Origin of the sequence: Pseudooceanicola algae (genome assembly GCF_003590145.2) — a bacterium.
Classification (GTDB): domain Bacteria; phylum Pseudomonadota; class Alphaproteobacteria; order Rhodobacterales; family Rhodobacteraceae; genus Pseudooceanicola; species Pseudooceanicola algae.
In genome coordinates this window covers 3,374,229-3,395,531 of record NZ_CP060436.1, presented here as the reverse complement: position 1 = coordinate 3,395,531, position 21,303 = coordinate 3,374,229, and the positions used below count along the sequence as shown (strand labels likewise).

Sequence of the window (21,303 nt, the reverse complement as noted above, 5' to 3'; positions counted from 1 at the left end):
CCATGCCGTCCGACCAGCCAAGCCTGCCCCTGCTGCCCGCGACCGAGGCAATGGGCCGTGAAGATTTCATTCTCGGCTCCGGCAATCAGGTCGCCTTCGCCATGCTGGAAAGCTGGCCCGACGGCTGGGCGGCCTCCAAGGTCGCGCTCTGGGGGCCGGAGGGGGCGGGCAAGACCCACCTGACGCGCATCTGGGCCGAAAGCAGCGGTGCCATCATCCTGCCCGCCACCGCCTTGCCGGCCAGCGACATCCCCTCCCTGTCCCATGGTCCGGTCGCGATCGAGGATGTTCCCGCCATCGCCGGTAATCGCGCCGCAGAAGAATCGCTGTTCCACCTGCACAACCTGGTGTTGGCCGAAGGTCATAGCCTGCTGATCACCGGACGCAGCGCCCCGGCCCTGTGGGAGATCGCCTTACCCGATCTTGCCAGCCGCATGCAGGCCACCCCCGCAATACGCCTTGCGGCCCCCGACGATGCCTTGCTATCAGCCCTTTTCATCAAGTTCTTCAGCGAACGCCAGATCATGCCCAGTCCCGATGTGATCCCCTACCTGCTACTGCGGGTTGAGCGGTCCTTTCGCATGGCGCGCCGTGTTGCGGCCGCGCTGGACGCACAATCGCTGGCCGATCAGCGCCCGGTCACCCGGGCAATGGCGGCGCGCGTGCTCAGGCAATTGGACGGCAACGCCGCAGAACCGTAACCTTTTCCGGGTCCACATCGGACCCCAGATCCCAGTAATGAGCCATGACAGAAGCAGATTTTCTAAACACCCCAGTACCACCTCCGGTCACCATGCCGGAGATCGACCGGGACGGCCCCTCGCGGTTCTTCAACCGTGAAATGAGCTGGCTCGGCTTCAACTGGCGGGTTCTGGAAGAGGCGGAAAACCCCGCCGTCCCGCTTCTGGAACGGCTGCGTTTCCTGTCGATCAGCGCCACCAACCTGGACGAATTCTATACCGTCCGCGTCGCCGGGCTGCGCGAACTGGCCAAAGCCGGCAGCACCAATGCCTCGGACGACGGGCTGACGCCGGTGGAACAACTGGTGCGGATCAATGCCAACGCCCGCAAGCTGATGCAGCACCAGCAGTTCGTCCTGGGCACCCTGCGCAAGCTGATGACCGAGGCCGGGATTTCCATCCTGACGCGCGAAGATCTTTGCGATGACGATCTCGACTACCTCGGGGACATCTTCCTGACACGGGTCTTTCCCGTACTGTCGCCGCTGGCCATCGACCCGGCGCATCCCTTTCCCTTCATCCCGAACCTCGGCTTTTCGCTGGCGCTGCAACTGGAACGCAAACGCGACCGCCGGGCGCTGCAGGCGCTGCTGCCGATCCCGCATCAGATCGACCGCTTCGTCGGCCTGCCGACCAAGGACGGCAGCCAGCGCTTCCTGCCGCTCGAGGAACTGGTTCTGGTCCACCTGGAACGGCTGTTCCCCGGCTATCGCGCGACGGGCGCCTGCACCTTCCGGGTGCTGCGCGACAGCGATCTGGAGGTCGAGGAAGAAGCCGAGGACCTGGTGCGCGAATTCGAGACCGCGCTGAAACGGCGCCGGCGCGGCGAAGTCGTGCGGCTTAAGATTTCCTCTGGCGCGCCGGACAACCTGAAAGCGGTGATCAAGCGGGCCCTCCGGGTCAGCGGCGACGACGTGATCGAGGTCGACGGGCTGATCGGCATCTCGGCCCTGTCCGAACTGGTGCTGGACAACCGGCCCGACCTGCTTTGGCCGCGCTTCACGCCGCGGGTGCCCGAACGGGTGCAGGATCACGACGGCGACATGTTCGCCGCGATCCGTCAGAAGGACATGCTGCTGCATCACCCCTACGAGACCTTCGACATGGTGGTCCGCTTCCTGCAACAAGCCGCCCGCGATCCCGACGTGGTGGCGATCAAGCAGACGCTCTACCGGACCTCCAAGAACAGCCCCATCGTCGAGGCGCTGTGCGAAGCCGCCGAAGAAGGCAAATCCGTCACCGCGCTGGTCGAGTTGAAGGCGCGCTTCGACGAAGCCGCCAATATCCAGCAATCCCGCCGTCTGGAACGGTCGGGCGCGCATGTGGTCTATGGGTTCGTCGACTGGAAGACCCACGCCAAGATCAGCTCTGTCGTGCGGCGCGAAAAGGGCGAGCTGGTCACCTATTCCCACTTCGGCACCGGCAACTATCACCCGATCACGGCGCGGATCTATACCGACCTCAGCTTCTTTACCTGCGACGCGGGGCTGGGACGCGATGCGACGCGGGTCTTCAATTACCTGTCGGGCTATGCCCAGCCGGAGATGCTCGAGAACCTTTCAATCTCGCCGTTGAGCATGAAGAAGGACATGATCCGCATGATCGACGCCGAGGCCGATCATGCCCGCGCGGGCCGCCCCGCACAGATCTGGGCCAAGATGAATTCGCTGATCGAAAGCGACATGATCGACGCGCTCTACCGTGCCGGACAGGCCGGGGTGAAGATCGACCTGGTGATCCGGGGCATTTGCGGGCTGCAACCGGGCATCGCCGGCCTGTCACCCAATATCCGGGTCAAAAGCATCGTCGGGCGGTTCCTCGAACATTCGCGCATCGTCTGCTACGGCAACGGCCACGGCCTGCCCTCTGACGGGGCGCGGGTGTTCTTTTCCTCGGCCGACTGGATGGGGCGCAACCTGAACCGCCGGGTCGAGACGCTGGTCGAATGCACGACGCCGACCGTCAAGGACCAGATCGTCAGCCAGATCATGGCCGCCAACCTGCGCGACGAGGCGCAAAGCTGGGTCATGCAGCCGGATGGCAGTTTCCGTCGCGGCATCACGCTCGAAGATGGCCAGAACGCCTTTAATTGCCATCGTTTCTTCATGGAAAACCCGTCTCTGTCGGGGCGGGGCAGCGCCGGTGCCGCAGATGTGCCGAAACTGACCCGTGAGATGCAGGCCGGTTGACCCCGGCCCGAAAGCCGCATCATAAACACACAGCAGTGCAGGAACCGCCGAATATGGATGGTGAAGACCTAAAGACGCCTGGCGACTGGGGCCCCTTCGGGCGCCCCTTGTTCAACGATGCCGAGGCGCGGGCGCTCAGCCGGGTCGGCGTGGTCGACGTGGGGTCGAATTCGGTCCGCCTCGTCGTCTTCGACGGCGCGGCGCGCAGCCCGGCCTATTTCTACAATGAGAAGATCATGTGCGGCCTCGGTGCCGGCATGGCCGAAACCGGGCGCCTGAACCCCGAGGGCCGCCGCCGCGCGCTGGCCGCGATCCGGCGGTTCCAGCTTCTGGCCGAGGGCATGGGCGCCGCGCCCCTGTCCGCCGTCGCCACCGCCGCCGTCCGCGAAGCCGAGGACGGCCCCGATTTCATCGCCGAGGTCGCCGGGCTGACCGGCCTGAACATCTATGTCATCGACGGGCGCGAAGAGGCCCGGCTGTCCGCTCAGGGCGTGTTGCTTGGCTGGCCCGGCGCCTATGGGCTGATCTGCGACATCGGCGGGTCCTCCATGGAACTCGCCCGCATCCAGCACGGCGAGATCCTTGAACGCGAGACATCGCAACTGGGGCCGCTGAAGCTGACCGATCTGAAGGGGTCCAAGAAGGCACGCAAGGCCTATATCCGGGAAGAAGTCGCCAAGCTGGCCGACAAGATCGAACTGGACCGCAACCGGCTGTTCCTGGTCGGCGGGTCCTGGCGGGCCATCGCACGGATCGATATGGCGCGGCGCAACTACCCGCTGCACGTGCTGCATGAATACCGCATGACGGCCAAGTCGGTGCGCGCCACGGTGGATTACATCGCCGATCAGGACCTCGACCAGCTGCGCAAGAAATGCTCGCTGTCCTCGACCCGGATGGGGCTGGTGCCGCTGGCCTCCGAAGTGCTGCTGGAGGTCGTACGCCAGTTCAAGCCGCATGACATCGCGCTGTCCTCCTACGGCATCCGCGAGGGGCTGCTTTACGAACAGATGCCGCAAAAGCTGCGCGACCGCGATCCACTGATCGAGGCCTGCCGTTTCGCGGAACAGAAGGACGCGCGGCTGCCGGGTTTCGGACGCAGCCTCTACCGGTTCATCGAGCCGATCTTCAAATCCGCCCGCCCCGAGCGCAAGCGCCTGGTGCTGGCCGCCTGCCTGCTGCACGACGTGACCTGGCGCGCCCATCCCGATTACCGCGCCGAGGTCTGTTTCGACAATTCCACCCGCGCCAACCTTGGCGGGCTGAAGCATTCCGAGCGGGTCTTCCTCGGTCTGGCGCTGCTGCATCGCTACAAGAACAACCGCAACGGCACCCAGTTCGAGAACCTTTACGGTCTGCTGACGGAAGAGGAACAGCTACAGGCCGAGATCCTCGGCAAGGCGATGCGTTTCGGTGCAATGCTCTGGCCCGAGCGCGATACGGAAATCGGGCTGATGCGCTGGTTCCCCAAGAAGAAGGTTCTGGAACTGGAACTGACCAGCGCCGCCGGGCCGCTGTTCGGCGAGGTCGCCGAATCCCGCTTCCGGTCGCTGGCCAATTCGCTGAATGCCGAAGTTTCGGTCAAGGTCGGCAATCCGCGCGCCCGAATGGTCCGCGCCTGATACGTCCCTGCCGCGCCCGGTCGACGGGTGCGGCACGGCCCGCGCTTCAAAGGTCGACCGAGCCATCCTCGTTCTCGCCCGGCACTGCCGGCACATATTCCGGGGCCTCCTCCTTGCGTCGGATCAGGATATCGCCGTTGGGCAGGATCTGCGGCGCCTCGTAATCCGAGAAATCCTTGACCTGGTCCAGCACCTCCTGCCACGCGGGCCCCAGCCGGGCAAAGAGATCGCGCAGCGCGGGGGCTGCATCTTCGGCCATCTGGCCCATGCCGTCAAAGGTCTGCCCCATGCCCCCCGACAACCCGTCAAGGAACAATTGCAGGCCCTGCTTCATCTTCGATGAATTCTCGTCCTCGCCCGTTTCGGCGCCCGGCGGGCTGCGTTGCATGTCCCCATCCGGAATCTGACCTTGCCCGGGATCGCGACCCTGATCCTGAGACATCACGGGAAGCGGGGCGGCGAGCGAGACCATGAGAGGCAGAACATATCGTTTCATGAGACTTGATATAGGGTCACCCCGCGCCGCCACAAAGGTCTGGCGAAAATACGACCGCCTGTGGCGTGCAAGATCGGCGATTTCACGCCCCAGAGCCGTCCTCGGGTGTGACTGACCGGCCTCCGGCTGCGGTCAGGCCCCGATGCGCTGAATCTCGTCCCAGGCGCGGTTGATATCGACCATGCGCCGCTCGGCCATCTTCACCGCTTCGGCCGGCACGCCACGGGCGATCATCTGATCGGGGTGGCTTTCGCGCACCGCTTGGGACCAGGCTGCACGGATCTCGGACATGGGCGCATCGGGCGAAACGCCCAGCACTGTATAGGGGTCCTGCCCCGCATCCGGCACGAAGCGGGCCCGCAGATGGGCAAAGCGATGCGGCGGTATGCCGAAGATCTCGGCCACGCGGGCCAGAAAGGCATCTTCGGCCTCGTGATAGGTTCCGTCGGCCACGGCGATGTGGAACAGCCCTTCCATCAGGTCGCAGAGCACCTGGTTGTCCGCCCCGAACATCCGGGCAATGCGGGCCGCGTAATCTTCGAACCCGGTGACGTCCTGACGGGCCATGTTGAAGACCCGCGCCGCGCCTGCCTCGTCCTCGGCCGGGATCTGGAAGACTTCGCGAAAGGCCGTGACCTCGTTGCGGGTAACCTGCCCGTCGGCCTTGGCCATCTTGGCCCCCAGGGCGATGACGGCGATGGTGAAGGCGACAGAGCGTTCGCGGGGGCCGCGCAGATGGTCGAAGACGACCGAAAGCGGTTCTCCGTTTGTCAGCGCGCGAAGCGCTTCTGCTATGCGGGTCCAGATCGACATTTCGCAACCTTATCGCGGCAGCGCGGTATTGTCAGCGCGACATCACAGCATCTTCTGCATCAACACCAGATCGAGCCAGCGTTCGAACTTGCGCCCGACCTGTGGCATCCGCCCGGTTTCGACATAGCCGAGGGCCGCGTGAAAGGCGACGCCAACGGCGTTTTCGCCCGAGACGCAGGCGACCATCACATGCGCTCCGGCGGCGCGGGCGTGGGCCTCGACCGCCTGCATCAGCGCGCGCCCCACACCACGGGCACGGGCCTCGGGCGCAAGGATGATGGTATGTTCCATCGCATGCACAAAACCATCTCCGCCGCGAAACTGGTCATAGGAAGCAAAGCCAAGCAACCCGCCATCGACCTCCGCCACAAAGGTCTCCCGCCCCGCGGCACGGCGGGTCTCGACGTAATCGGCCAGGGTTTCCGGGGTCTTTTCCCGAGAGGCAAAGGTCGCCGTCGTTTCGCGATAGACCGGCGCCCAGATTTCCAGAATGCGGGCATAATCACCCGGTGCGGCGGGCCTCAGGATCAATCCGGCAGCAGCGCGCGCCGCCATGGCGGAAGGGGTCGAAGACTCTGTCAAAGCGGGCTCCTGCGGAAGAGGCACCTGGCCGGGGTCCAATGGGGCGGGATCGGAACCGGGCTTCGGCCGCCGTCCCGCAAAGGTCTGCATCCGAACCTTTTTCCAAGACCACGGCGGATTGACAAGGGCCCGCAGGCGCCTACCCGGACCTGTGATCAGGATTGCCCCCGGCCTGCCCGAAAGCGGGGCGGCGACACGCGCATGGCGGCCCCCGCAACCCGGATGAGCCTAGCCGCGCGCGGCGCGGATCAGGGTCAGGATATCCTGCGCCGCTGTCGGGATATTGGTGCCCGGTCCGAAGATCGCCTTCACCCCGGCGGCTTTCAGGAAATCGTAATCCTGCTGCGGGATCACCCCGCCGCAAATTACCAGGATATCGCCCGCGTCCTGAGCTTCCAGCGCCGCGATAAGCTGCGGTGCAAGGGTCTTGTGCCCTGCCGCCTGGCTGGAGATGCCGATCACGTGTACATCGTTGTCGATGGCATCCTGCGCGGCCTCGGCGGGCGTCTGGAACAGCGGGCCGACGTCCACGTCAAAGCCGATATCGGCAAAGGCCGTCGCAATGACCTTGGCGCCGCGATCATGGCCGTCCTGACCCATCTTGACCACCAGCATGCGCGGGCGGCGGCCTTCTTCCTCGGCGAAAGCCTCGACCGATTTCTGGATGGCGGCGAAATCCTCGTCGCCCTCGTAGGCGGCGCCGTAAACCCCGGCCAGTGTCTTGACCTCGGCGCGGTGGCGGCCGAATTCCTTTTCCATCGCCATGCTGATCTCTCCTACCGTGGCGCGGGCGCGGGCGGCTTCGACCGCCGCGGCCAGCAGGTTGCCGCCCTGCTGCGCACAACGGGTCAGGGCATCCAGCGCCGCAGTGCAGGCGGCTTCGTCGCGGCTGGCGCGGATGCTTTCCAGACGCGCGATCTGGCTGGCGCGCACCGCGACGTTGTCGACATCCAGGATGTCGATCGGGTCTTCCTTGTCCTTTCGGTACTTGTTGACGCCGACGATCACGTCCTCGCCCCGGTCGATCAGGGCCTGACGTTTGGCCGCACTTTCCTCGATCCGCAGCTTGGGCATACCCGAGGCGACGGCCTTGGTCATGCCGCCCATTTCCTCGACCTCTTCCATCAGGGCCCAGGCCTTTTCGACCAGATCGTTGGTCAGGCTTTCGATGTAATAGCTGCCCGCCAGCGGATCGACGACATTGGTCACGCCGGTCTCTTCCTGAAGCACAAGCTGGGTGTTGCGTGCGATCCGGGCCGAGAAATCAGTGGGCAGGGCGATGGCTTCGTCCAGGGCATTGGTGTGAAGGCTTTGGGTGCCGCCCAGCACCGCGCTCATCGCCTCGTAGGCGGTGCGGATGACGTTGTTGTAGGGGTCCTGCTCCTGCAGGGAAACGCCGCTGGTCTGGCAATGGGTCCGCAGCATCTTGGAGCGGTCGGATTTCGCCCCTACCTCGGTCATCACGCGATGCCAGAGGGTCCGGGCCGCGCGCAGCTTCGCGATTTCCATGAAGAAGTTCATACCGATGGCAAAGAAGAACGACAGCCGCCCGGCGAACTTGTCCACATCCATCCCGGCGTCGATGGCCGCGCGCACGTATTCGCGCCCGTCCGCCAGGGTATAGGCCAGCTCCTGCACCAGGTTCGCCCCGGCTTCCTGCATGTGGTAGCCCGAGATCGAGATCGAGTTGAACTTTGGCATATCGGCGGAGGTATATTCGATGATGTCCGAGATGATCCGCATCGAAGGTTCGGGCGGATAGATATAGGTGTTGCGGACCATGAACTCCTTCAGGATGTCGTTCTGGATGGTCCCGGACAGCAGTGCCTTGTCATGGCCCTGCTCTTCGCCCGCGACGATGAAGCTGGCCAGGATCGGGATCACCGCGCCGTTCATCGTCATGGAAACCGACACCTGGTCCAGCGGGATGCCGTCGAAGAGGATCTTCATGTCCTCGACGCTGTCGATGGCCACGCCCGCCTTGCCGACATCGCCTTCGACGCGCGGGTGGTCGCTGTCATAGCCCCGGTGTGTCGCCAGGTCGAACGCCACCGACACCCCCTGCTGACCGGCAGCCAGGTTGCGACGATAGAAAGCGTTGCTTTCCTCGGCCGTCGAAAAGCCCGCATATTGCCGGATCGTCCAGGGGCGGCCCGCATACATCGTCGCCTTCACCCCACGGGTGAAGGGACCGAAGCCGGGCATATTGCCCATATGGGGCAGCCCGTCGGTATCCTCGGCCGTATAGACCGGCTTGACCGGGATGCCTTCCAGCGTATCCCAGGTCAGGTCGTCCAGCGGACGCCCGCGCAGTTCCTTCTTGGCCAGTTCGGCCCATTCATCGGTCTTGGACATCTTGCCCCCTTCCCTGCGCTGCCTTGCGGCCTTCATTCGAATTCCAGGATCACCTCGTCCACGGCAAGGCTGTCGCCGGGGCCTGCATTGACCTTGGCGATGACGCCCTTCTTTTCGGCCCGCAGGATGTTTTCCATCTTCATTGCCTCGATGGTGCAAAGCGGCTGGCCCTCGTGGACCTCGTCGCCCTCGGCCACGTCGATCTTCACCACCAGACCGGGCATCGGGCAGAGCAGCAGTTTCGAGGTATCCGGCGCGACCTTTTCCAGCATGTGCCGGGCCAGGTCCGCCTGCCGCGGGTTGCGCACCAGCACCTTCGTGTCCGCACCGCGTGACCGGATGCGGAAACCGCCGGTGATCTTGTCGGCCTTCAGCACCAGCGGCGTGCCATCGACCGTCATGGAGGCCAGCGTATCGCCCGGCGTCCAATCGCCCGAAACCTTCAGCGACGTGCCATCGTCAAAACCGACCTCGGACCCGCCGGGATAGGCGCAGACCGTCACGTCGAAACGTTCGCCCTGCAGGGTCACGACCCAATCGTTGCCGACCTTGCGTTCATGATTGTCCATGCGCCCCGAAATCCGGGTACGCCGGATCTCGGCCACGCGGTGCATGGCAGCACAGGCGGCGGCGATGCGGCGCAGGGCGGCACCGTCCAGTTCCACACCGGCAAAGCCGTCCGGCCATTCCTCGGCGATGAAGGCGGTGGTCATCTCACCGCTGACGAAGACCGGGTGATCCATGACCGCCGACAGGAAGGGCAGGTTGTGACCGATCCCCTCGACCTCGAAGGAATCCAGTGCCACCCGCATCGCCTCGATCGCCTCGGCCCGTGTCGGGGCCCAGGTGCAGAGCTTGGCAATCATCGGGTCGTAATACATCGAGATCTCGCCGCCCTCGTAGACGCCGGTATCGTTGCGCACCATAAGGCCGGGCTCGGCGACCTCGGCGGGGGGGCGATAACGGGTCAGCCGCCCGATGGAGGGCAGGAAGCCGCGATAGGGGTCCTCGGCATACAGCCTGTTCTCGATGGCCCAGCCAGTCAGGGTCACGTCGTCCTGGCCGATGCTCAACGGTTCGCCATTGGCAACGCGGATCATCTGTTCGACCAGATCGACGCCGGTGATCATCTCGGTCACGGGATGTTCGACCTGCAAGCGGGTGTTCATTTCAAGGAAGTAGAACTTTTTCGCGCCATCGACGATGAATTCGACCGTCCCGGCGCTGGCATAGCCCACGGCCTTGGCGAGCGAGACCGCCTGTTCGCCCATTGCCTTGCGCGTCGCTTCGTCAAGGAAGGGGCTCGGGGCCTCTTCGACGACCTTCTGGTTGCGGCGCTGGATCGAGCATTCCCGCTCGCCCAGGTAGATGCCGTTGCCATGGGCATCGCAAAGCACCTGGATCTCGATATGGCGCGGCTGGGTGACGAATTTCTCGATGAAGATCCGGTCGTCGCCAAAGGAATTGGCTGCCTCGTTCTTGGACGACTGGAAGCCCTCGGCGACCTCGCCTTCGTTCCAGGCGATGCGCATCCCCTTGCCACCGCCGCCCGCGCTGGCCTTTATCATAACCGGATAGCCGATCTCGCCCGAGATCTTCACGGCTTCCTCGGCATCCGCGATCAGGCCCATGTAGCCGGGCACGGTGCTGACGCCGGCCTCCTGCGCGATCTTCTTGCTGGTGATCTTGTCGCCCATCGCCTCGATCGCCTTGACGGGCGGGCCGATGAAGGCAACGCCCTCGGCTTCCAGCGCCTGGGCGAACTTCGGGTTCTCGGACAGGAAGCCGTAGCCGGGGTGGACGGCCTCGGCACCGGTGGCGCGGATCGCCTGCATCACCTTGTCGATGACGATGTAGGACTGGTTGGCAGGGGCCGGGCCGATGTGGACGGCTTCATCCGCCATTTCGACATGCAGCGCGTTGCGGTCGGCGTCCGAGTAGATCGCCACGGTCGAGATCCCCATCCGGCGGGCCGTCTTGATGACCCGGCAGGCGATCTCACCCCGGTTGGCGATCAGGATCTTTTTGAACATGCTGTGCCTCTTCGCGAAATAACCCCACCCGCCATGGCAGCGGCAGGCAAAACGAAACCCCCGCCGCGAAGGTTCGCGACGAGGGTCATTGAAAGGCCGCGCCCCGGTTCGGAGCGGGCCGGCAGGTCTGAAATCAGGGCCTGGTCAGTTGCAGGCGCTGGGGTTGGTCTGGCAGTAGGCGACGTTGGCCGCAGCGCCGACAAGCGCGCCCGACCCCATGCTGCCACCGGTTGCGGCCGAGGCGCCCGCGCCCACGGCGCCGCCGACGATGGCCTGTTCACCAACCGTCTGGCCACAGGCCGCGAGACCCGTGCAGAACAGGGCCGCGATGATCCAGTTTTTCTTTTGACCAGTGATATTCCGCATCTCTTCACACCTTCATGTTGATCCCATCTGATAGGTCTAACGCTGACCGCAGGGGCAAGTTCCATGAATAGTTGAAACGCCCGCTTCGGGAAAGCGCAGGCGCAGCCCCCCCGGCAGGACTTCGCCGCCGCCTTGGGAAAAACCGGCAGGAAACCCGCATCGGCGGGTGCGGCCGCAAGGGATCGGGGGAAAAAGTTGGGCGGCCGGCAATCGGGGACACCGGGCCGCCCAGAAGGGGAAGGGTAACAATAGTGATTGACCGCCTCACCAGTCCGCAGACCAGCAAGAGCGTTCAACGTCAGCCTGCGCCGCCCGGCCGAAAGCGCAAAGCGAAACCTGCCTGACCCCGGGGGATCAGCCAGTTTCGGCCCAGTATGGCGCAGGCTCGGCAGGTTCACGCCCAATCTCCCTCGAAGGCATCGGGGAAGGCGGCGCGCGCGGCGGTCTCGTCGATGACGAGCAGCGCGTCGTAACTGACCGGGTCAAAGGGATCTTCGGCCGCCACGACCTCTCGGCCGAACAACCAGCTCAGCCGCCCTGCATCGAGATTGCCGCGTTCAAAGGGCTGATCGCCGAAATGCGCCCAGAGCGCCCCCATGAAGGCCTCGTCGGCCTTGCGGTCGGGGGCCCGGCGGTCGCGATAGCGTTCCAGCCGCTTGATCGGCGTCACGCCCTTGGGGTTGGCGCGCCGGATGGTGAACTGGAAATCGGTCCCGGCAAGACGCCCCGGAAAGCCGCGATGCTTCAGCATGCGATGCCCCCCCGTGCTGCGCCGGACAGGCGTGCGCGGACCGGAATGATCCGGCCCGCGACGGTCTTACTTGTACTTGCCGGTGTAGACCGGTTCGCTCGAGATGGGCTCGGGCGCGACCATGATGACTTCTTCTTCGGGCTGGGCGCAGGCGGACAGACCGCCGACAAGACCGAGCGCGAACAGGACGGGAAGGAATTTGGACATGAAATGCTCCGATAAGGCCAAAGGCCCGACATGAGGCCCGGCGCGGGCAATGCTGTCGCTGCCGGTCCGGGGACTGCGTTACGGGACGCCCGCTGGCGCCCCTGCAAGAGGATAGCGGAGTTTCGGATTCGTGTAGAGGTATCGTTACTTTTCTTTTGCGCATCATCCGGGCGCGGCGCCCGTCGAAACGCTTGGATCTGGGCCGAAGGCATGGGGTCTGTGTTCCAATCGCGGCCTGCCGTCGACCGGCAGGGAGTTTCGCCTCTGTGTCCTGTCGCGGCTGCCTGAAGGGCGGGCCGCAGACCGGAGCGGAGTGTATCTGGCCCCCGACCCCGCAAGGATGCGGATTGGGGACAGGAAAGGTCAGCCATCGCAGCGCCGCCCCGCATGTGCAAGCCACCTTGCCTGTCGCGCCGGGTCTTCCAGCACTGCAAGGCAGCGGTTTCTGTCGCGTTCCGACACCCGACCGCGTTCAAGTCGCCCTCCGGCGGTGATCTCGATCACCCCGCCGGTGCGGCGCAGCGTGACCGCCGGGCTGAGGCCGGGCAGATCCCGCAGCGCGCGCCACAGGTCCTGGCGGATCTGATGCGCCAACGCGGTGCGCGACAGTGGGTCGGGCGCGGCCAGACAGGTTTCGACCCGCAGATCGAAACGCACCGGCAGACGGCGGGTCACGGTCACCGTGCCGTCCTGCTGTTCCAGCCTGTGCCACCTGCTGCGCGTCATACCGTCCCTTACCTGCCTTGCCCGCTCCACCCCTCAAAGCGGGATATTGTCGTGTTTCTTCCATGGGTTTTCGAGCTTCTTGTTGCGCAGGCTGGCAAAGGCCCGCGCCACGCGCCGTCGGGTCGAACGCGGCTGGATCACCTCATCGATGAAGCCGCGTTCTGCTGCGACAAAAGGATTTGCGAAGCGGTCTTCATAATCCTTGGCATGGGCGGCGATCTTGTCCGGGTCGCCCAGATCGGCACGATGGATGATCTCGGTCGCGCCCTTGGCGCCCATCACCGCGATCTCGGCCGTCGGCCAGGCATAGTTGAAATCGCCGCGCAGATGCTTGGACGCCATCACGTCATAGGCCCCGCCATAGGCCTTGCGGGTGATCACGGTCACCTTGGGCACCGTCGCTTCGCCATAGGCGAACAGCAGCTTCGCGCCGTGCTTGATGACACCGCCGAATTCCTGCCCCGTGCCGGGCAGGAACCCGGGCACATCGACGAAGGTCAGGATCGGAATCTCGAAGCAATCGCAGAACCGCACGAAGCGCGCGGCTTTGCGCGAACTGTCGATATCAAGGCAGCCGGCCAGCACCATGGGCTGGTTCGCCACCACGCCCACGGTCTGCCCTTCGAGCCGGATGAAACCGGTCAGGATGTTCTTGGCGAAGTCTTCCTGGATCTCGTAGAAATCGCCCTCGTCCGCCGTCTTCAGGATCAGTTCCTTCATGTCGTAGGGCGCGTTGGGGTTTTCCGGGATCAGCGTATCGAGGCTTTTCTCGATCCGCGTCACATCATCGAAGAAGGGCCGCACGGGCGGCTTTTCGCGATTGTTGAGCGGCAGGAAATCGACCAGGCGCCGGACCTCGGCCAGGGCCTCGACATCGTTTTCGAAGGCCCCGTCGGCCACGCTGGATTTCTTCGTGTGGGTGCTGGCGCCGCCCAGTTCCTCGGCCGTGACGACCTCGTTCGTGACGGTCTTGACCACATCGGGGCCCGTCACGAACATGTAGGAGCTGTCCTTCACCATGAAGATGAAGTCGGTCATCGCGGGGGAATAGACCGCCCCGCCTGCGCAGGGGCCCATGATCACGCTGATCTGCGGCACCACGCCCGAGGCCAGCACGTTGCGCTGAAAGACATCCGCATAACCGGCCAGCGAGGCGACACCTTCCTGGATGCGCGCGCCGCCGGAATCGTTCAACCCGATGACCGGGGCGCCGTTTTGCACCGCCATGTCCATGATCTTGCAGATCTTCTGGGCATGGGTTTCGGAAAGAGAGCCGCCGAAAACGGTAAAATCCTGGCTGAAGACATAGACCATGCGGCCATTGATCGTGCCCCAACCGGTGACCACGCCATCGCCGTAGGTGCGGTTCTTTTCCATGCCGAAATCGGTGCAGCGATGGGCCACGAACATGTCGAATTCTTCGAAGCTGTCGGCATCCAGCAGCAGGTCGATGCGTTCCCGCGCCGTCAGCTTGCCCTTGCCATGCTGCGCGTCGATCCGGGTCGTGCCGCCGCCCAGCCGGGCGGTTTCGCGCCGATCTTTCAGCTCCTGCAGGATGTCCTTCATGCGATGTCCTTCCCGCGCCCCGTCGGGCGCCTGTCACGGTCGCTGGCGCCACGGGTCGTCCGCGCCGCGCTTTTCGTGACCATAAGGCTGGAAATCGACGTTACAAAGGGAAATCGGGCAAATTTGCAAATCCATTGCAATCGGGAATTTGCAAAGTGCAAATCTGCAAAGTGGATGCAGAGCACATGGACATGCCCCTATCACGCGATTAGCAGGATGCCATGATGAACTCCAGCGATCATGGCACGCCACAGGGCACAAGAACAGGGCGCACGCCGCCGCATCTTGTCACATTGGTAATGCTGGCCGGATTGTCGGCCATGACAATGAACATTTTCTTGCCGTCGCTGCCCCGGATCGCGGATCATTTCCAGATCGACTACAAGGTCGTCCAATTGTCGGTCGCCGCCTACCTGGCGGCCAGCGGAGCGCTGCAATTGTTCATCGGACCGCTCGGCGACCGGTTCGGGCGACGTCCGGTGCTGCTCTTCAGCCTCGTGGTCTTCCTCCTGGCGACGCTCGGCTGCCTGATGGCGCCGAACTTTCAGGTGTTCATCGCCTTCCGCATCCTTCAGGCCGCCATTGCCACCGGCATGGCCCTGTCCCGCGCCGCCGTGCGCGACATGTACGAAGGCGACCGGGCGGCGGCCGTCATGGGCTATGTCACCATGGGCATGTCGATGGTGCCGATGTTCGCCCCGATGCTGGGCGGCGTGCTGGATGTCTGGTTCGGCTGGCAGGCCTCCTTCTGGTTGCTGTTCAGCTTCGGCCTAGGGGTCTTTGCAGTGACCTGGATCGACCTCGGGGAAACATCGAAACCCAGCGGCCTGTCGCTGATGCGGCAATTCGGCGAATATCCCGACCTGCTGACCTCGCCCCGGTTCTGGGGCTATTGCATGGCCGCGGCCCTGGCATCGGGTGCCTTCTTTGCCTACCTCGGCGGGGGACCCTTCGTCGCGACAGAGGTCTTTCACCTGACACCGGCGCAATTCGGCACCTTCAACGCCACGGCAGGCTGCGGCTATTTCTTCGGCAACTGGGCCACCGCGCGCCTGGCCACCCGGGTCGGGATGAACCGGTTGATCCTGATCGGCACCATTATCATCACCTTTGGCATGATCCTGTCGCTTGGCCTCGCCTACGGGGAAATCGGCAGCCATTACGCGTTTTTCGGCGGCATGGTCTTTGTCGGCCTGGGAAATGGCATGATCGTCCCGTCGGCCAATGCGGGCATGCTGTCGGTGCGCCCGCACCTGGCCGGTACCGCTTCGGGCCTTGGCGGCGCCATGATGATCGGCGGCGGCGCGGCCCTGTCGGCCCTGGCCGGCGCGCTGCTGAGCCCCGAAAGCGGGCATTTCCCACTGATCTGGCTGATGCTGGCCTGCGGCATCGGGGGAATGCTGTCGATCCTCGCCGTGATGCGGCGCGAAGCCCGGCTGGCCGCGCTTTAGACCCGAAATTCCCACGAAACCTTACCGCTTGTTAACCATGGTTTGCAAAGTTAGCCTTGCCGACGGGCTAAGTTGCAAATCGTTGACAGGTGGGGAATGGCTGCTCAGAAACTCTATGCCGGGGCAAAGCTTCGGGAAATACGTCAGCGCCTCGGCCTGACGCAAAAGGACTTTGCCGCCAAGCTTGGCGTCTCCCTGCCCTATCTGAACCAGATGGAAAACAACAATCGGCCGGTCTCGACCTCGGTCGTGCTGGCCATGGCGCAGGAATTCGGCGTCGATGTGACCGAGCTTTCGACCGGCGATCACGAACGCCTGGTCAGCGACATGCGCGAGGCGATGGCCGACCCGGTGCTGGCCGAGATTTCGCCGCCCCTGGCCGACCTGCGGCTGACGGCCTCGAACGCGCCGACGCTGGCGCGGGCCTTCCTGCATCTGCACCGGGCCTATCGGCAGACCCATGAACGGCTTGCCTCGCTGGACGAGGCACTGGGGCGCGAAGACGCCCGCGCCACCCCCAGCCCCTGGGACGAGGTGCGCGATTTCTTCCATTACTGCGACAATTACATTGATGCGGTGGACCGCGCGGCCGAACATTTCGCGACGCCGGTGCGGAATGAAAACAACATCCGGGTCCGCGCCGTCGCAGCACTTGGCAATCGCGGGGTGCGGGTGCGCTTTGCCGATACCGACGCCCTGCGCCACTACGATCCGGGGGAAAAGCAGCTGACCCTGTCGCTGCGCGCCGCGCCGGAAACCCAGACCTTTCAGCTGCTGTTGCAGGTCGCCCTGCTGGAACAGGACAAGCTGCTGGAAGCCACGCTGGACCTGGCCCGGTTCCAGTCCGAAACCTCCCGCGCCATCGCCAAGATCGGGCTGGCCAACTACTTTGCCGGGGCCGCGCTGATGCCCTATGCCCGGATCCTCGAGGCCGCGCGGGTCGAGCGCCATGATCTTGAGGTTCTGGCGATGCGCTTTGGCGCCTCGATCGAACAGGTCGCGCACCGGCTGTCGACCCTGCAACGGCCCGGCGCCAAGGGCGTACCCTTCTTCTTCGTGCGGGTCGATCAGGCCGGCACCATCACCAAGCGGCATTCAGCGACACTGCTGCAATTCGCCCGCTACGGCGGGGCTTGCCCGCTGTGGAACGTCCACCGCGCCTTCGAGACGCCCGGCCAGTTCCTGCGCCAACTGGCCGAAACCCCGGACGGTGTGCGCTATGTCAGCCTGGCCCATGACGTCAGCAAACCCGGCGGCCGCTGGGGCGCGCCGGTGCGCCGCTATGCTATCGCGCTCGGCTGCGAAGTGGCCCATGCGGACAAGCTGGTCTATGCGGATGGCCTCGACATCGGCAATCCGCGCGCCTTTGAACCCATCGGGATTTCCTGCCGGATCTGCGAGCGCGAGGATTGCCACCAACGCTCGGTTCCGCCCCTGGAACGCAAGCTGACGATCGATCCCAACGCCCGCGGCACCCTGCCTTACGAGGTGGGCTGAGCCATCTTCAGCGCGGCAAAGATCTGATCCCGCAGCGCGCCCCGGCGCTTGCGCAGGTCGGTCATTGCGGCGTCCGAGATCGGGGTGACATCGGTTTCGGCCCGGTGGATCTGGCCGTTGACCTCCTGATACTCCTCCGCGAGGCGGGCGAAATGCGCATCCTGCGTCTTCAGGTCATGCAGGGCCTGCGCGAATTGCGGAAATTCGTCGTGCAGCTGGTGTGGTGTATTGGACATCTGGGGTCCCTTCCTTTGTTGCTGCAACAGACCTAGCCGCCGCCGGGCCGCCCCGCCTTGACGCGGATCAAACGGGAAGGGGTCTAGACCGCAGGCGGAGTGATCTCTCGCCGTTTCAGCACCGCTTCGCGCCAGGTGATGAAGCTGACGGCCGAGAGGATCAGCACACCGCCCAGAATCACGAAGGGATCGACCGCCTCGTGAAAGACCAGCGCGCCGACAAGCACCGACCAGACCAGCTGCAGGAAGGTGACCGGCTGGGTCACGGTCATCGGCGCCTCCTTGAAGGCCAGGGTCATGAAGAGATGCCCCGCCGTGGCCAAAACCGCGACCGCGAACAGCGTGACAAGCTGTGTCAGGTCCGGCGCCACCCAGACCGGCAGCGCCATCGGGGCCAGACCGATGGTCACCGTAACCGACAGCATGGCCACGATCAGCGCCGGGTCGCTGTCATCGGACAGACGCTTGGAAATCATGTAGGAGGCCGCGAAACAGCTGGCCGTGGCCAGCATCGCCAGATGCCCCGCGCCGATCTCGCGCAGGCCGGGCCGCAGGATGATCAGCGCGCCGATCAGCCCCGCGATCACGGCCCCGATCCGGCGCACATGCAGCTTTTCCCCGAGGAAAATCGCGGCACCAATGGTAATCAGGATCGGCGAGAGGTAGTTCATCGCCGTCACATCGGCCAGCGGGATCCGCGCCATGGCAAAGAACCAGAAGGCCACCCCGACCGAATGGATCGCGCCGCGCAGCAGGAACAGCTTCCACTGCGTAGCGGTGATTTTCAGCCGGGAGAACTTCTTCAGCAGCGGCAGCAGCAGGACCAGCCCCAGGGCAAAGCGCAAAAAGGCCGCTTCGCTGGCCGGCAAAGCGGTCCCGAGGCTTTTGACAAGCGCGGTCACCGCCACGAAGACCAGCCCCGTGGCCAGCATCCAGAACACCCCGTAGAGCGGGCGAGAGATACGTGCTTCGATCATGCATCCTGCCCTAAGGCCAATGCCTGGTTCACACAAGTACTGGCGTGGGACGCGCGCCAGACGCCGCCGACCCAACCGACGGGCCTGCGGGGCGGCAGCCTAGCTCCAGAACAGCAGCCGGGCGGCGATGGCCCACATGATGAGGGCCACCACGACATCCAGGATCTGCCAGGACCGCGCGGTGCGAAACAGCCCGCGCAACCACCGGGCACCGAAGCCGAGCAGGATGAAGAACAGGGTCGATGCGGTAATGGCCCCGATGGCAAAGGCACGCTTGTCCTCGAAATCGGCAGAAACTGCGCCAAGCAGCAGGACCGTATCGACATAGACATGCGGATTTCCCCAGGTCAGCGCCATGCAGACCCCGATGGTCCGGCCGAGGCCCGAGACCGTTTGGCCGGCGGCTTCCAGCACGCTGTCGCCGCGCCATGCACTGCGCAGGGACATGGCGCCGAACAGGACAAGGAACAGGGCGCCGCCCAGCCGCAGAACCATGTCGAGCCCGGGAAAGCGGTTGGTCAGATGGGCAAACCCCGTGACCCCGAAGACAATCAGCGCCGCGTCCGACAGCACGCAGATCAGCACCACTGCCCAGACATGACGCCCCAACAGCCCCTGGCGCAATACAAAGGCGTTCTGAGCCCCGATCGCCACGATCAGCGACAATCCGATCCCGAATCCCGCGCGCCATGCTGTCATCATTTACTGGGCCCTTCCCTGCCGGGCCCGGACGGCCCGTGACTTCTGTCGGGTTTGACTAGGGGGCGTGGCGCGATGTATCCAGTGAATATTCCTTGATCTGGATAAGCAAAGCTAATGCCCCTAGACCCCGCCCAGCTTGCCACCTTGGCCGCGATCTTGCGGCGCGGATCCTTCGACCGCGCGGCGGCAGAACTGGGCGTGACGCAATCGGCCGTGTCACAACGTCTGCGCGCGCTGGAAGAACAGGTTGGCATGGTGCTGGTACAGCGCGGCCCGCCCGCGACCGGCACACAGGCCGGGGCACGTCTGGCCCAGCATGCCGAACAGCTTGCCCTGCTGGAATCCCGCGCCCTGCACCAGATCGGGCAGGTCGAACGCCCCGGCGGCCAGGTCTCTGTCGCCGTCAATGCCGACAGCCTCGCGACCTGGTTCCCCGAAGCGCTGGCGCGGGCGCAGGACAGCGCGCCGGGCCTGCAGTTCAACCTGCGGGTCGATGACGAAGGCCATTCGGCGGATTGGCTGCGCGAAGGCCGCGTCATGGCCGCCATCACCGCCACCGCCACGCCGCTGCGCGGATGCGATGCGATTTTCCTTGGCCGGATGCGCTATCTCGCGACGGCCAGCCCGGGCTTTGTCGCGCGGTACTTTCCCGTCGGGCTGACGCCCGAAGCCATGGCGCGCGCGCCGGTCCTGCTATTCGATGCCAAGGACCGCCTGCAGGACAGGTGGGTCGACGCCCATGTCGCGCCCACCGACCTGCCGCCCCCGCCGCGCCACGTGATGCCCTCGTCCGAAGCTTTTCAGCAGGGCGCGCGTCACGGCCTCGCCTGGGGTCTGAACCCGGAACTGAGTGTCCGCGCCGACCTGGCCAGCGGAGCCCTTGTGGAACTGCGCCCCGACACGCCCGTCGATGTCGCGCTCTACTGGCAGGTCTCGCGCCTGATGCGCCCCGGCCTTGCCCCGCTGACCGACTCCCTGCGTCAGGTCGCCCTTGCCCGTTTGCTGCCGGCAGAGGCGCCTAGAACCACTGCCCCGGCTCCATGAGCCCGAGGTCCAGAAGCTGACGCGAGCTCCATTCGAATTTCTCGGAATTGAACCAGTAATAGCTCTGGATATCCTGGCGCGATCCGGGGTTATGCTTCAGCGCCTTGGCGGTGCGGAAGGAACAGATGCAGGCCGTCAGATTGTGGTGCCAAGCACAGGAAAAGGTGTTCAGCTCCTGATCGTCGAAGGTGTGATCTTCGCGCAGGTGCAGCCCCGGCCGCGCCCGGAAGAACGAGATCCGGTCGATCTTGCGCCGGTTCTCGGGCACATGTTCCTCGTAGCGCCAGCGCAGACCGCCAAAGAAATCCAGCTGACGTTCACGCGGGTGATTGTTCTCGTCCAGCCGCGCCAGCGCGTAATAGCCCGAGCGGTCGAGATAGGCATTCTCGACCGATACCGCATGGGGGTAGCGGCTCAGATCGTCGGCATAGATGTCGACCACGTAGGTCAGCATGGCATCGCGCCGTTCCTCGGCATGGAAGATCAGCAATTCGCCCACCGTGCGGGTTTCGCGGAAGGGGTAGAACAGGAATTCGGCGTTGTAGCAGTAATATAGCCAGGTCCCCACCGGCGCGGCCTCGTTCACCGCGTTGACGGCGGTCGACAGTGCCTTGTCGCGGGTCATGGAATAGCCGATGCGCGTCACCACCGGATCAAGATCATCGGCCAGGGTAAAATGGTCCGGCGCGAACAGCAGGATCTGCAGGAACCCGGCTTCGCGATGATGACGCAGGGTCGCGTCCAGCTCCACCTCGTCTTCGGCGAAGATCATTGCGATCGGACCCTTTTCCAGGATCGCCGCGCCGCGGGCAATGAATCTTTGCAGGCTGTTGAAATACAAGAAGCGCCTCCGCGGGTCTTTGTCGGTCTCAATCGGGCGAAGGGGCCGCCGCCGCATTGCTTTGGTGCAGGAAACCCCGCACGCGCGCACATTGCAAGCCCCCTGCCAC

At 64.7% G+C, this 21,303-nt stretch carries 20 protein-coding genes; 6 read left to right on the top strand and 14 right to left on the bottom strand.

What is annotated here, in order from left to right:
- The first annotated feature begins 2 nt into the window (after positions 1–2).
- Genes PSAL_RS15875 through PSAL_RS15865 form a run of 3 tightly spaced genes read left to right on the top strand, consistent with a single transcriptional unit; the run spans position 3 to position 4,551 of the window.
- Entirely contained in the window at positions 3–701 is a 699-nt protein-coding gene (locus PSAL_RS15875; protein WP_119838268.1) for a DnaA/Hda family protein, read from the top strand.
- A gap of 44 nt (positions 702–745) precedes the next feature.
- Entirely contained in the window at positions 746–2,929 is a 2,184-nt protein-coding gene (locus PSAL_RS15870) for an RNA degradosome polyphosphate kinase (RefSeq protein ID WP_119838267.1), read from the top strand.
- Between the two features lie 53 nt (positions 2,930–2,982).
- Complete coding sequence (locus PSAL_RS15865) at positions 2,983–4,551, top strand: Ppx/GppA family phosphatase (RefSeq protein WP_119838266.1); 1,569 nt, start codon at positions 2,983–2,985, stop codon at positions 4,549–4,551.
- Between the two features lie 46 nt (positions 4,552–4,597).
- On the opposite strand, the gene PSAL_RS15860 is transcribed toward PSAL_RS15865, so the two are convergent.
- The 10 genes from PSAL_RS15860 to PSAL_RS15815 all read right to left on the bottom strand — a co-directional run bounded on the left by PSAL_RS15860 (position 4,598) and on the right by PSAL_RS15815 (position 14,446).
- Positions 4,598–4,939: a hypothetical protein gene (locus PSAL_RS15860; RefSeq protein WP_147407606.1), complete on the bottom strand. Its 342-nt coding sequence runs from the start codon at positions 4,937–4,939 to the stop codon at positions 4,598–4,600.
- A 240-nt stretch (positions 4,940–5,179) separates the two neighbouring features.
- Positions 5,180–5,860, bottom strand: a complete 681-nt coding sequence (locus tag PSAL_RS15855; RefSeq protein WP_119838264.1) for a molecular chaperone DjiA — start codon at positions 5,858–5,860, stop codon at positions 5,180–5,182.
- A 42-nt stretch (positions 5,861–5,902) separates the two neighbouring features.
- Positions 5,903–6,442, bottom strand: a complete 540-nt coding sequence (locus PSAL_RS15850; RefSeq protein WP_231388548.1) for a GNAT family N-acetyltransferase — start codon at positions 6,440–6,442, stop codon at positions 5,903–5,905.
- 228 nt (positions 6,443–6,670) lie between these two features.
- Positions 6,671–8,797, bottom strand: coding sequence for a methylmalonyl-CoA mutase (gene scpA / locus PSAL_RS15845; RefSeq protein WP_119838262.1), 2,127 nt, complete (start codon positions 8,795–8,797; stop codon positions 6,671–6,673).
- 32 nt (positions 8,798–8,829) lie between these two features.
- A complete protein-coding gene (locus tag PSAL_RS15840) occupies positions 8,830–10,830 on the bottom strand; it encodes an acetyl-CoA carboxylase biotin carboxylase subunit (protein ID WP_119838261.1) in 2,001 nt (666 codons plus the stop codon).
- A 144-nt stretch (positions 10,831–10,974) separates the two neighbouring features.
- Positions 10,975–11,196, bottom strand: coding sequence for a hypothetical protein (locus PSAL_RS15835; protein ID WP_119838260.1), 222 nt, complete (start codon positions 11,194–11,196; stop codon positions 10,975–10,977).
- Positions 11,197–11,590: 394 nt separating this feature from the next.
- Complete coding sequence (locus PSAL_RS15830; RefSeq protein ID WP_119838259.1) at positions 11,591–11,947, bottom strand: hypothetical protein; 357 nt, start codon at positions 11,945–11,947, stop codon at positions 11,591–11,593.
- A 66-nt stretch (positions 11,948–12,013) separates the two neighbouring features.
- On the bottom strand, positions 12,014–12,154 hold the full coding sequence (locus tag PSAL_RS15825; protein ID WP_196222727.1) for a hypothetical protein: 141 nt from the start codon (positions 12,152–12,154) through the stop codon (positions 12,014–12,016).
- Positions 12,155–12,517: 363 nt separating this feature from the next.
- A complete protein-coding gene (locus PSAL_RS15820) occupies positions 12,518–12,880 on the bottom strand; it encodes a hypothetical protein (protein ID WP_119838258.1) in 363 nt (120 codons plus the stop codon).
- 33 nt (positions 12,881–12,913) lie between these two features.
- Positions 12,914–14,446 (bottom strand): acyl-CoA carboxylase subunit beta, encoded by a 1,533-nt coding sequence (locus PSAL_RS15815; RefSeq protein ID WP_119838257.1) that lies wholly within the window; start codon positions 14,444–14,446, stop codon positions 12,914–12,916.
- 221 nt (positions 14,447–14,667) lie between these two features.
- Here PSAL_RS15815 and PSAL_RS15810 point away from each other — a divergent pair, with 221 nt between their 5' ends.
- Both PSAL_RS15810 and PSAL_RS15805 read left to right on the top strand, forming a co-directional pair.
- The gene (locus tag PSAL_RS15810; RefSeq protein WP_408004188.1) at positions 14,668–15,897 is read left to right on the top strand and encodes a multidrug effflux MFS transporter; all 1,230 of its coding nucleotides are present in this window, start codon (positions 14,668–14,670) and stop codon (positions 15,895–15,897) included.
- A 96-nt stretch (positions 15,898–15,993) separates the two neighbouring features.
- Positions 15,994–17,394 (top strand): helix-turn-helix domain-containing protein, encoded by a 1,401-nt coding sequence (locus PSAL_RS15805; protein ID WP_119838255.1) that lies wholly within the window; start codon positions 15,994–15,996, stop codon positions 17,392–17,394.
- Here PSAL_RS15805 and PSAL_RS15800 read toward each other — a convergent pair.
- The 3 genes from PSAL_RS15800 to PSAL_RS15790 all read right to left on the bottom strand — a co-directional run bounded on the left by PSAL_RS15800 (position 17,379) and on the right by PSAL_RS15790 (position 19,306).
- Positions 17,379–17,630 carry a YdcH family protein gene (locus tag PSAL_RS15800; protein ID WP_119838254.1) on the bottom strand — a complete coding sequence of 84 codons (252 nt, stop codon included), beginning with the start codon at positions 17,628–17,630 and terminating at the stop codon, positions 17,379–17,381. The two genes, PSAL_RS15805 and PSAL_RS15800, sit on opposite strands and share 16 nt — an antisense overlap.
- A gap of 83 nt (positions 17,631–17,713) precedes the next feature.
- Positions 17,714–18,607, bottom strand: a complete 894-nt coding sequence (locus tag PSAL_RS15795) for a DMT family transporter (protein ID WP_119838253.1) — start codon at positions 18,605–18,607, stop codon at positions 17,714–17,716.
- Positions 18,608–18,706: 99 nt separating this feature from the next.
- Positions 18,707–19,306 (bottom strand): LysE/ArgO family amino acid transporter, encoded by a 600-nt coding sequence (locus tag PSAL_RS15790; RefSeq protein ID WP_119838298.1) that lies wholly within the window; start codon positions 19,304–19,306, stop codon positions 18,707–18,709.
- 117 nt (positions 19,307–19,423) lie between these two features.
- Between PSAL_RS15790 and PSAL_RS15785 the strand changes: the two genes are divergently transcribed.
- A complete protein-coding gene (locus tag PSAL_RS15785; RefSeq protein WP_119838252.1) occupies positions 19,424–20,353 on the top strand; it encodes a LysR family transcriptional regulator ArgP in 930 nt (309 codons plus the stop codon).
- Here PSAL_RS15785 and PSAL_RS15780 read toward each other — a convergent pair.
- On the bottom strand, positions 20,328–21,194 hold the full coding sequence (locus tag PSAL_RS15780; protein WP_119838251.1) for a glycosyltransferase family 2 protein: 867 nt from the start codon (positions 21,192–21,194) through the stop codon (positions 20,328–20,330). The two genes, PSAL_RS15785 and PSAL_RS15780, sit on opposite strands and share 26 nt — an antisense overlap.
- Positions 21,195–21,303 lie beyond the last annotated feature (109 nt).

What these genes read in the sequence shown, in the direction of transcription:
- PSAL_RS15875 (WP_119838268.1), top strand. Translation starts at nt 3, where the DNA reads ATGCCGTCCGACCAGCCAAGCCTGCCCCTGCTGCCCGCGACCGAGGCA.
- PSAL_RS15870 (WP_119838267.1), top strand. Translation starts at nt 746, where the DNA reads ATGACAGAAGCAGATTTTCTAAACACCCCAGTACCACCTCCGGTCACC.
- PSAL_RS15865 (WP_119838266.1), top strand. Translation starts at nt 2,983, where the DNA reads ATGGATGGTGAAGACCTAAAGACGCCTGGCGACTGGGGCCCCTTCGGG.
- PSAL_RS15860 (WP_147407606.1), bottom strand. Translation starts at nt 4,939, where the DNA reads ATGCAACGCAGCCCGCCGGGCGCCGAAACGGGCGAGGACGAGAATTCA.
- PSAL_RS15855 (WP_119838264.1), bottom strand. Translation starts at nt 5,860, where the DNA reads ATGTCGATCTGGACCCGCATAGCAGAAGCGCTTCGCGCGCTGACAAAC.
- scpA (WP_119838262.1), bottom strand. Translation starts at nt 8,797, where the DNA reads ATGTCCAAGACCGATGAATGGGCCGAACTGGCCAAGAAGGAACTGCGC.
- PSAL_RS15840 (WP_119838261.1), bottom strand. Translation starts at nt 10,830, where the DNA reads ATGTTCAAAAAGATCCTGATCGCCAACCGGGGTGAGATCGCCTGCCGG.
- PSAL_RS15835 (WP_119838260.1), bottom strand. Translation starts at nt 11,196, where the DNA reads ATGCGGAATATCACTGGTCAAAAGAAAAACTGGATCATCGCGGCCCTG.
- PSAL_RS15830 (WP_119838259.1), bottom strand. Translation starts at nt 11,947, where the DNA reads ATGCTGAAGCATCGCGGCTTTCCGGGGCGTCTTGCCGGGACCGATTTC.
- PSAL_RS15825 (WP_196222727.1), bottom strand. Translation starts at nt 12,154, where the DNA reads ATGTCCAAATTCCTTCCCGTCCTGTTCGCGCTCGGTCTTGTCGGCGGT.
- PSAL_RS15820 (WP_119838258.1), bottom strand. Translation starts at nt 12,880, where the DNA reads ATGACGCGCAGCAGGTGGCACAGGCTGGAACAGCAGGACGGCACGGTG.
- PSAL_RS15815 (WP_119838257.1), bottom strand. Translation starts at nt 14,446, where the DNA reads ATGAAGGACATCCTGCAGGAGCTGAAAGATCGGCGCGAAACCGCCCGG.
- PSAL_RS15810 (WP_408004188.1), top strand. Translation starts at nt 14,668, where the DNA reads ATGATGAACTCCAGCGATCATGGCACGCCACAGGGCACAAGAACAGGG.
- PSAL_RS15805 (WP_119838255.1), top strand. Translation starts at nt 15,994, where the DNA reads ATGGCTGCTCAGAAACTCTATGCCGGGGCAAAGCTTCGGGAAATACGT.
- PSAL_RS15800 (WP_119838254.1), bottom strand. Translation starts at nt 17,630, where the DNA reads ATGTCCAATACACCACACCAGCTGCACGACGAATTTCCGCAATTCGCG.
- PSAL_RS15795 (WP_119838253.1), bottom strand. Translation starts at nt 18,607, where the DNA reads ATGATCGAAGCACGTATCTCTCGCCCGCTCTACGGGGTGTTCTGGATG.
- PSAL_RS15790 (WP_119838298.1), bottom strand. Translation starts at nt 19,306, where the DNA reads ATGACAGCATGGCGCGCGGGATTCGGGATCGGATTGTCGCTGATCGTG.
- PSAL_RS15785 (WP_119838252.1), top strand. Translation starts at nt 19,424, where the DNA reads ATGCCCCTAGACCCCGCCCAGCTTGCCACCTTGGCCGCGATCTTGCGG.